The 9,878-nt window shown below is 61.4% G+C and carries 10 protein-coding genes; all 10 read right to left on the bottom strand.

The window, feature by feature from the left end; translation table 11 throughout:
* A partial coding sequence (locus DBR30_RS09615; protein ID WP_108588319.1) for an efflux RND transporter periplasmic adaptor subunit occupies window positions 1–1,100 on the bottom strand: 1,100 nt, incomplete at its 3' end.
* 204 nt (window positions 1,101–1,304) lie between these two features.
* Window positions 1,305–2,057 (bottom strand): energy-coupling factor ABC transporter ATP-binding protein, encoded by a 753-nt coding sequence (locus tag DBR30_RS09620; RefSeq protein WP_108541985.1) that lies wholly within the window; start codon window positions 2,055–2,057, stop codon window positions 1,305–1,307.
* Entirely contained in the window at window positions 2,044–2,862 is an 819-nt protein-coding gene (locus DBR30_RS09625; protein WP_108541986.1) for an energy-coupling factor ABC transporter ATP-binding protein, read from the bottom strand. Before DBR30_RS09625 ends, DBR30_RS09620 begins: the two co-directional genes overlap by 14 nt.
* The gene (locus DBR30_RS09630) at window positions 2,859–3,560 is read right to left on the bottom strand and encodes an energy-coupling factor transporter transmembrane component T (protein ID WP_108588320.1); all 702 of its coding nucleotides are present in this window, start codon (window positions 3,558–3,560) and stop codon (window positions 2,859–2,861) included. Before DBR30_RS09630 ends, DBR30_RS09625 begins: the two co-directional genes overlap by 4 nt.
* Window positions 3,560–4,138, bottom strand: a complete 579-nt coding sequence (locus tag DBR30_RS09635) for an ECF transporter S component (RefSeq protein WP_108541987.1) — start codon at window positions 4,136–4,138, stop codon at window positions 3,560–3,562. The genes DBR30_RS09630 and DBR30_RS09635 overlap by 1 nt, the downstream gene beginning before the upstream one ends.
* An 8-nt stretch (window positions 4,139–4,146) precedes the next feature.
* Complete coding sequence (locus tag DBR30_RS09640) at window positions 4,147–4,578, bottom strand: PPC domain-containing DNA-binding protein (RefSeq protein ID WP_108541988.1); 432 nt, start codon at window positions 4,576–4,578, stop codon at window positions 4,147–4,149.
* A 134-nt stretch (window positions 4,579–4,712) separates the two neighbouring features.
* The gene (xthA, locus tag DBR30_RS09645) at window positions 4,713–5,519 is read right to left on the bottom strand and encodes an exodeoxyribonuclease III (protein WP_005337776.1); all 807 of its coding nucleotides are present in this window, start codon (window positions 5,517–5,519) and stop codon (window positions 4,713–4,715) included.
* Window positions 5,520–5,755: 236 nt separating this feature from the next.
* On the bottom strand, window positions 5,756–6,718 hold the full coding sequence (locus DBR30_RS09650) for an ion channel (protein WP_108541989.1): 963 nt from the start codon (window positions 6,716–6,718) through the stop codon (window positions 5,756–5,758).
* A 66-nt stretch (window positions 6,719–6,784) separates the two neighbouring features.
* Window positions 6,785–8,431, bottom strand: a complete 1,647-nt coding sequence (locus tag DBR30_RS09655) for a tetratricopeptide repeat-containing response regulator (protein WP_005361691.1) — start codon at window positions 8,429–8,431, stop codon at window positions 6,785–6,787.
* A 159-nt stretch (window positions 8,432–8,590) separates the two neighbouring features.
* The gene (locus DBR30_RS09660; RefSeq protein ID WP_108541990.1) at window positions 8,591–9,637 is read right to left on the bottom strand and encodes an FAD:protein FMN transferase; all 1,047 of its coding nucleotides are present in this window, start codon (window positions 9,635–9,637) and stop codon (window positions 8,591–8,593) included.
* Window positions 9,638–9,878 lie beyond the last annotated feature (241 nt).

Consider the following 9,878-nt stretch of genomic DNA (forward strand, 5'->3'; position numbering starts at 1 on the left):
CCTTCGACGATATAGCGCTCACCTGCCTGCAGGCCGCTCTCGATCAGCACGCCGGAGTCGACCGCTGCGCCCAGGGTCACCGGACGGGGCACTACCTTGTTGTCGGCATCGACCACCATCACCATGCGGTCAGCCTGGGACTGGACGATGGCGCGCGGCGGCACCACGATGGCATTTTTGCGGGTGCCCAGATCGATGGTCATGCGGACAAACTGGCCGGGCAGCAGTACGCCGTCCTTGTTGTCGAAGATGGCGCGGGCACGGATGGTGCCGGTCTGGGGATCGACCCGGTTGTCGGAGAAGTTGAGCTTGCCCGCCTCCGGATAGAGGGAGCCATCGGCCAGACGGATATGGGTGCGCCAGGTGGTGGCATCCTTCGCCTCAATCACCCCTTTCTTTACCGAGTTTTCGAAGTTGAGGCGATCCTGCTCCGAGTAGGAGAAGTTGACGTAGAGCGGATCAAACTGGGTGATGGTAGTGAGCAGGCCGTTGTCGCCGCTGGTGGAGATAAGGCTCCCCTCAGACTGGGAGCTCTTGCTCGCCATGCCGTTGATGGGGGCGGTCACCTGGGTGTAGCTGAGGTTGAGCTCCGCCTCTTTCACCTTGGCCTGAGCGGCCTGATGGCTGGCGATGGCCGCTTCATAGTTGGCGATGGTGTCGTCATAGTCCTTGCGGCTCACCACCTGACGCTTGAAGAGGGGAATGATGCGATCCCGATCGGCACGGGCCTTGTTGAGACGGGCCTGCTCCTGAGCCAAAGTCCCTTTGGCCTGCTCCAGCGCCACTTTGTAGGGCTCCGGGTCAATCAGAAACAGCTCCTGACCGGCGGTAACCGGCTGGCCTTCCACATAAGTGCGCTTGAGCAGGATGCCACTGACCCGGGAGCGCACATCAATCTCGCGAAAACCGGCGGTCTCTCCCACCATCTCGGTGGTGAGCGGTACATCGGTCAGCTTGACCTCGGCGACCACCACAGGGACGGCGGGCATGGTCTGTGCCGTCTGGGTCGTCTCGCCGCCACAGGCACTCAGACCGCTGATCAGCGCCAGGGTCAGCAAGCTGCGTTTGTAAACCTCTCTTCCGGCATTGGGCACCTTCATCATCACACTCCTGTTGGATCGATTTCGGCTGCTGCGTTCAGCATGTTTCTCCATACACATCATTAACTTCATGATTAAAAAAACAACTTCTTTATGATTGGAATGGGAGATGATAGGGCGGCAACCTTGAACACAACCTTCTCAAAGTGGCAATTAGGGTTGCCGATTGACGAAAAAGTCTGACTTTTCCGATATGGGCGGGACTCATCGGGGATGTTCAGCCCTGGCCATGGCAGCCAACAGCAAGGCACTGCTCTTCTCGTCTTGGTGATAGCCATTGAGTGCAGAGAGTAGTTCGGCTGTGGGGCCGTGGACAACCAGATGGCCAGCTTTCAGCTCGATCAGGGTGGTGAAGTTGCGTCTGACAAATTCGGCATCGTGACTGATGGCCACTATGGTGGTGCCTTTAGCTCGTTCGCTGGCCAGCCAGCTTTCAAGAATGGCAAGCCAATGGGGATCGAAATCCCGGCTCGGTTCGTCGAGCAGCAGCAAGGCGGGCTGCATGGCATGGAGGCAGGCCACCGCCACCATGCGCCGCTGACCGGTATCGAGATCGAGCGGATGGGTGGCCGCCCACTTTGTCAGCTCGCACTCTTCCAGAGCTGCGGCGACCCGCAGCCGGATCTCCTCGCGCGGCAGTTTCTGCAGGCGCAGGCCAAAGGCGATTTCATCCTCGACCCGACTGTGAAACAGCTGACGCTCAGACTCCTGAAACAGAAAGCCGATTTGACTGGCACGGGCCAGTGCCCGCTGCTTGCAGAGCGCCTGCTGTTGCCAGCTCACCGTGCCCGAAGTGGGGGCCAGCAGACCCGCCGCCAGTCGCAGCAGGGTTGACTTGCCTGCGCCGTTATCCCCGACGATGGCGACCTGTTCCCCACTGGCAATTTGCAATGTGATGTCGTGCAGGCAGGGATTGTCCGGTGCCCATGAGAAGCAGAGGTGGTCAAAGCTCAGCATAAAACTCCCGCAACATGGCCAAGGGGTAGGGGTGATGGCGCGGGTCGCGCACCTGTAGCGTCTCGCGCAGGGAGTCCGGCAGGATAACCCTCCCGGGCAGATGGGGCAGCACCTCGCCCAGCTCACCGCAGGCCAGCTGGCGGCCATGGTCGAGCAGCAGGAATCGCTCGCAGAAGTGAGCGGCCGGAAAAAGCCGCTGCTCCAGCAAGATGACGCTGCAGCCGTTTTCCTCGCTGTAGCGGCGGATCTGCCGCAGCATGGTTTGGGTTGCCGCCGGGGTCAGACGGCTGAAAGCCTGATCGAGGATCAAGAGCTTGGGAGCCATCGCCAGGGCACAGGCCTGCACCACGCGCTGGGCTTCACCTCCCGACAGATCGAGGGGATGGCGGGCTGCCAGCACCTCGCAGTTGCAGAGCGCCATGGCATCGGATACCCGCCGGCTGACCTCATCAGGCGGCAACCCGAGATTGGCCGGGCCAAACGCCACCTCATCGGCGACCGAAAAACAGCAGCCGGAAAATTGCAGATAAGGGGATTGCTGTACCCACTGACGCACAGCCGCATGGTGATTGAGCTGGCCGCTATCATGGGGCTGCCCGAGAATGACGCCCTCTCCCGTCAGCGTGTCGAGGTGCAGCTGGGTCCAGCCCCCCGCCAGCAGCTGGGCCAGCAGGGATTTGCCTGCCCCATTGCCACCCAGGATGGCCAGCCATTCGCCCTCTTTCAGCTCAATATCGAGTGGGCCCAGTTGAAAGTGGTCAGGGTGGGCCGCGTGGCCGATGGTCAACCCTTGCAGCGAGATCATGGCCACCACCTCCAGACAATCTCCAGCACTACCAGCAACAGCAACAGATAGCGCAGTAGTGGCTCGTAACGTTGCTGCGGGATCTCCGTCATGCGGGTGCGTGTCGGCTGGCTGCGAAAGCCGCGCAGATCCAGCGCCATGCTGCGGGTGGCCAGCTCACTCAATGCCTGCCCGACCAGCGGCGAGAGCAGCGGGAGCGTTGCCTTTAGCCGGGCCAGCGGATTGCCGTCAAAGGGCACGCCGCGGGCTAGCTGGGCCTCCATGATAGCGCGCAGCTGGTGGCCAAGCTGCTCTTTGAGCAACAGCGGGCCGCAGCAGAGGTAGGAGAGGGCGATGGGCAGCCGGCTGGCAAAGAGCGCATGAACAAACCGCTCGGTCGAGACCGCCCACAGCCAGAGCTGGGCGCTGGCCAGACAGGCGAGCAGCCGGCACCAAAGGGGCAGAATGGGAAACGCTTCGCTGGCTGGAACCGCTGGCATGCCGAGCAGGATCCGCAACCAGGGGCCGTGCACCAGATAGAGCCCCAGCCCCAGCGGCAGCATTACCGCCAGCACCAGCTTGAGCCGGGCGCGGGCACCCGGCAGCAGCACCAGAGCAAGTAGCGGCAGCAGGCTCCAGCCCCATAGCCAGGGGGGCGGCAGCACGCTGGCCGTGACCGAAAACCAGAGCCAGAGTGCGAGGGAGGTAAACGGGTGCATCAGCGCACGGCAGCCATCTGCGGGAAGTGGCGCAGGGTGCGCTGCGGCAGGCGGCGTACCAGCCCCCAGGCGATCAGCACGGTCAGCAGCTTGTCCAGCAGGTTGGTACCCAGCACGGTGACGGCGACCGACTCCTGCAGATCGCTACCCATGGCGTGCAGGTAGGCCACCACGAAATCAGCACCGCTGCCGGTGGCGCCGCCAAACAGGTAGGAGCGGATGGGAATGGCCACCAGGGTGAGCGCCAGGGTGATCACCACGCTGCTCACTACCACCTTGGGCAGATTGTTGAACCAGCCGGCCCGTGCCAGCAGACCGGCACTGAGGCCAATCATCATGGCGACCGGGGCAAAGGCCGCGGCGATGGGGCCGGTGAGCAGTCCCCACAGCAGGTTGGTGAGCAGACCGGTGGCGACTGCCATCCAGGGGCCCGCCAGAATGGCGCAGAGCACAGTCCCGATGGAGTCGAGGAAGATGGGCAGCTTGAGCATGGAAGCGGCCTGTCCCGCCACCATGTTGATGGCGATGCAGATGACCATAAAAGCTAGGTTGTAGCTGGAGAGTTTACTGACGGACATAGTGATCCTCACAAGGTTCTGGGGGTAATGAGCAGCTCTTCATAACCGGATTGGGGGCAGGGGGCACGGCCAAAACGGTACGCCTCCAGCTCTCCGACTACCAGTTCGAGGGTGGTGCGCACCCGGCAACCGGGCAGCACGTGGCCGCCGCGCATCAATCCCTGTTTGTCAGAGATGGAGAGATGCAGGTGTTCGCACTCCGGATCCAGGGTGCCGCCAAGGGCGATCACCTCGAAGGCCCCCTCCAGCAGGGTGCCATCGGGCTGGGCGGCATAGCGCAGGTTGGCGTGGGTCAGGCTGCCGACCGCCCCGGTGATCCAGGCCGCCTGCAGGCCGTGTCGGGCCATTTGGGTGCGCAATCCGGCGATAAGATCCTCCCCCGGCAGCAGGCGCAGGGCCAGAAAACGGGCGGGGGAGAGAGGAAGGTGAGTTGGGGTCACTGCTGGCACTCCTTGCTGCAAAAAGAAGGTGCCCTGAGGCACCTTGTCTGGATAGGCTGTCTACGCCCTTTTATCGCAGGCAACCGCGAGCCACTTCACAGATTGGCGATATCATTGCGGCATCCGGCGCTACATCAGGCGAAGCAGGCCCAGATGGGGGCGTGGTCGGAGGGTTTCTCGATACCGCGCAGCTCGTAGTCGATGCCGGTCTCGGTCACCTTGTCCTTGAGAGCATCGGAGGCCATGATGAGGTCGATGCGCAGGCCACGGTTCTCGTCAAATCCCTTGGAGCGGTAGTCAAACCAGGAGAAACGCTCGCACTCGGTGGGATTGGCGGCGCGGAAGGTGTCGGTCAGGCCAAACCCTTTCAGTCGCTCCATCCATTCGCGCTCGATGGGCAGGAAGGAGCATTTGCCATCCCGCAGCCAGCGTTTGCGGTTTGCCTCGCCGATGCCGATGTCGAGATCGGTGGGGGAGATATTCATATCCCCGATCAGCACCAGCTGGTCGTCCGGGGTGTGGTTGGTCTCGAGGTAGTGCTGCAGATCCTCGTAGAACTTTTGCTTGGCCGGGAACTTGGTCTCATGATCCTGACTTTCACCCTGCGGGAAGTAGCCGTTCATCACCTTGATGAGGGAGCCGTCTTCGCGCTCGAAGGTGGCCATGATCATCCGGCGCTGGGCCTCTTCATCATCGGTGGGGAAGCCTTTCTCCACCTTGACCGGCTTCTGCTTGCTCATGATGGCGACCCCGTAGTGGGCCTTCTGGCCGTGAAACTCTACGTGATAGCCCATGGCTTCCACATCGGCCAGCGGGAAGGCTTCATCGTGCACCTTGATCTCCTGCAGGCCGATCACATCGGGCTGGTGCTTGTCGATGATGGCTTGCAGTTGGTGCAAACGGGCGCGCAGGCCGTTGATATTGAAAGAGATGATCTTCATGTCCGGGATGCTCATGTCATTTTTATAAGTGGCTATTGGACTAGGAATCGGCGGTGGATGCAAGTTCGGGGGCTGTGACTGGTGCAGCGGCTTGGTAACCTGTTCACGATCCGTCGCGAGAGGCTGTCAGCAAGGTGAAGCGCAGCGCAGGAACCGGATTGTATATGTATACATGAGGATTCCGAGCAGCACATGAGCCTTGATCACAGCCTCGCAGTAGGATCGTGGACAGGTTTTCAGCGGGTCATCTTTTTGACGAATACCACCACAAACAGCGCCAGCGTAAAGCTGCCGGTGAAGGCTTCGAAGGCGGCAAAGATCCTGGAGAGCCCGACCGGAGTGAAGTCGCCGTACCCCAATGTGGTGAAGGTGACCACGCTGTAGTAGAGGCATTCGAGCAGGAAGATGGCATTTTGCTCGAGAGGGGCACCGGGCTGGTAGATGAGGTGCTCGCCCTGAAAATGCAGTCCGCAGAAGAAGTAAAAAATGCTGCAGATAAAGATGAGCAGCAACGAGAAGAGCACCACCCGCATCGGGGCCTCGCCATAGCCGCAGAAGAGATCGACCACCCAGGAGGTGAAGCGCTGGGTCGACCAGAACGGCAGTTGCAGGCGGCGCATGGTGAGCTCCTGCTGGATATAGTTGCCGGACATGGTGAAGATCCCCTGCGCCTCGGAGGCTTTGCGCAGATCCCGGTAGGTCTCTTCTGCCTCCTTGAACCAGATGCGCGCCTGTTTGGGATCCCGTTCGCGGCGCCCCTTGCGATCCTGCATCACCCGTTTGCCGGTCTGCATGTTGTCGAGCCGGGTGTTGTGCCAGCGGATGCCGAGCAGGTTGACGTCATCGAGGGTGGCGCACTGGAGGTTGGCATCACTGAGATCGGCTTTCATCAGGCTGCCGCCCTTCATGCGCAGGCCGTAGAGGTGACCACCGCGCAGGGTGGCGCGATAGAGGTTGCACTGCTCCAGCAAAAATCCCTGATCGGACTCCTTGTTGACCAGATTGAGGCCCGCCAGATTGGCCCGTGACAGCTGCAGGCCGTGGCAGAGTCCGCCTGCGCGAACGTACTGTTCAAGCGCCTCGGCGGTGTGGGCTTCCTGATGGGTATGGTGGGGATCATGCCAGTGGCAGAGATCGTGCTCGCCAGCCTCTTCACTGCAGTGGCGGCCATCGGCCACCAGATAACGACACATCGCCATCTTCGTTTCCCTCGCATTGCCGAACTGGTTTCAGCATAGGCGGGGAAAAGGGGGCGCGGCGGGGTCTTAGCTGAACTGGTTGAACTCCTGACGCAACTTGCGAAAACGCTCCTGCTGGGCCGGGTTGAGGGGGATGCCGTCGAGCACGTCCAGAGTGTCTTTGCACTCGGCACCAAATTCCGGACTCTTGCGGTTTTTCTGCATCAGCTGCAGCAGCACCTGGATCTTGTTGAGGGCCGCACCAGTATTGGCGGGGGCGCGGCGCAGGGCCTCGCGAAAATGACCGAGGGCCTGCTCCAGCTCGCCGCTCTGATAGGCCTTGATCCCCAGATCGTTGAGCTGCTGGTAGCGCTGACGCCGCTCCAGCACCGTCTTGTCATCGCGGGTTGCCTGAATGCAGGTGGTGAGCAGCCGATCTTCGTCCTCCGCCAGCAGCCCTTGCAGGCTTTCGGCATATTCAAACTCGCCGAGCTGGTAGAGGGCGAGGATGGTTTCGCCAAGCAGGGCGGGGGGCATGGTGGCAGGCTCATCGAGCCAGTTCTGGTTGGCGCGATAGAGCATCTTCTTGCCCTTGAGCAGCTCCCCCAGCGCAATCTGCACCCGGGCCTGACAGATCTGCTCGAACACCGGGTAGTTGAACTCCGACATCATCAGCGAATCGCGGATGCGCGACAGGGCAGAATTGACCTGCTTTTGCAGGTTGGCGATGTGGTAGCTGTCGTTGCTATTGAGGGCGTAGAGGGTCAGGGTCTGGATATAGGCCCCCAGATAATGGGGCGTGCGGTGAATGGAGTTGCGCGACAGGTCGATCAGCGACATCAGCACATCCTTGGCCTGGGCGTAGTCGTGACGCTGCAGGCACACCTCCGCCAGCCGACGGGAGAGTTGCACCGACTGGGGGGAGATATCCACCGCCCGTCTGAGCTCCTGCTGCGCCTGCTCGTCATTGCCAAGGGCCAGCAGGGATTCCGCCAGCCAGAGGTGAGCCTCCACCATCAGCGGGGTATTTTTGAGGGTCGCCTGCAGATGGCTGACCGCCTCTTCGTGGAGCCCCAGGGTGTTGCACGCCTTGCCCAGCGTCAGGCGGGCCCAGCTGTTCTCCTGCCCGGCCAGCAGCTGGCGCATCAGGGCGCGCGCCTCCTGCGCCTGACCCAGCTTGAGGTGGGTATCGGCCTGCAGGCAGCGGCAGTAGTTGGCAAAACGGGGCACCGCATCGGCCCGCTCGGCACAGGCGGTAATGAGCGCTGCCAGATTGTCATCGGCCAGTGCGGTAAAGACGCTGGCCAGGGCGTTGCGCCGGGCGAGGGCACGCTTCAAGCGAAACGAGAACTGCTCCTGTGAAAAAGGCTTCATCAGGTATTCGTCGGGCTCGGCTTCCAGCGCGCTCAGTACCATGGCGCGGGAGCTGTCGCCACTCACCATGATCACCACGCTCTGGGGCGGGATCAGGTCTTTGTCGCGCAGGCTTTCGAGCAACTGGCGGCCATTCTCGCCAACCCCGAGATCGTAATCGATGAGATAGATGTCGAAACTGCCCTTCTGGCAGCGGCGCCGCGCATCTTCTGCAGTATTGGAGTAGGTGATGTTGCTGATACCCAGATTGAGCAGCATCGCCTTCATCATCACCTGAAACGAGCGCTGCTCATTGACCATCAGAATGCGTTGTGGCTTGGCTGGGCTCTTTTTTTCTGGTTCTTGTTCAGGTGTCTGCATCTGTCTGGGTCGAGGCGCTACGGGCTGATGGGAGAAAGTGTGCCACCAAAGCGCCCGAAGAGGCAATTGGCCAAGTTGTCGATTGCGAACCATCTCCGTTTGTCCGCCTTTTGTCCGCGATGAGTGAAAGAAAAAGGCCCTGTTGCCAGGGCCTTGAACTCACCGTTTTTTCTCTGCCAGATAGGGAGCAAATTGCGGCGTGTACTCGGCCTTGAACCCCTGTTCGGTCTTGATGATGAGATAGACCGCCAGCTGGTGCTGTTTGGCAAATGCCATCCCCGCTTCAGGCCCCATCACCATCAGCGCGGTATCGAGGGCATCGGCCTCCAGTGCGGTCGGGGTGATGACGCTGGCGGAGACCAGCTTGTGGGTGACCGGCTGGCCGGTGGCGGGGTCGATGATATGGGAGTAACGCTGGCCATCCAGCTCGTAGTAGTTGCGATAGCTGCCTGCGGTGCTGAGCGCCATGCCGTTGGGGATGACGATATCGGAAAACGCCCCCGGCTGATCGGAGGGTTCGACGATGGCCACTTTCCATGGCGAGCCCTTGCTGTTGTTGCCCTTGCTGCGCACCGCACCGGCCACTTCGATCAGGTAGTTGCGTACCCCCTTGCCCTCGAGCAGGGCGGCGATTTCATCCGATGCCGCCCCTTCGCCGAGAGTGGATAGGTCGAGATAGAGATCCGGGATCGTTTTTTCGAGCAGGAAGTGATCACCCTGCGAGGTCAGGGTTAGCTTGTCGATGCCCACCTTGTGGCGGGCGGCGGCGATGGCCGCCTCATCGGGTCGCTTGACCGGCCGTTTGTCCGGGCCAAAGCCCCACAGATTGACCAGAGGCCCCACGGTCACATCCAGCTTGCCGTTGGTCAGCTTTCCGGCATCAATGCCTTGCTGGACTATGATGGCCATGGCGGGCGGGATGGCAAACGGGGTATTGGCGGGCCCCTGATTGAAACGGGAGATGAGCGAGCCCGGATCGTAGGTGGAGATCTCCTTGTTCATCCGGGCCAGCAGGCTCTCAACATCGCTTTTGAGGGCGGGCTCCCCACCGGGGTAGCTATCGCTCACGGTCACCACATAGTAGGTGCCCATGGTCTTGCCCTGAATACGGGTTTGGGCTGGCGGGGTTGGCTGGCAGCCGGCCAGCGCCAGCAGCAGGGTCAGCAGCAGGCCGCGCAGGGCCGCCACGGGGGTTATCGCAATCATCCGGCGCTCTCATCTGGAGAAGGTTCATATCGGGGCGCTAGCTTAGCCAAGGGGCGCCCGCCGGGCGAGCCCTGATAGGGGCAATCGGAGGGAAAAGGGCAGAAAAAATTAAACAGTTTTGAACCTGTGGCGGGAGTGGGTCGTATCGTCCATCCGTGAGGGAGATAGTGGCGAGTAGATCACCGTCTGGTGACCTGGCCCGCAGCTTTGGCCAAAAGCCATAGCCGATTGAAGACAATTG

Source organism: Aeromonas sp. HMWF017, from assembly GCF_003061465.1.
GTDB lineage: Bacteria > Pseudomonadota > Gammaproteobacteria > Enterobacterales > Aeromonadaceae > Aeromonas > Aeromonas veronii.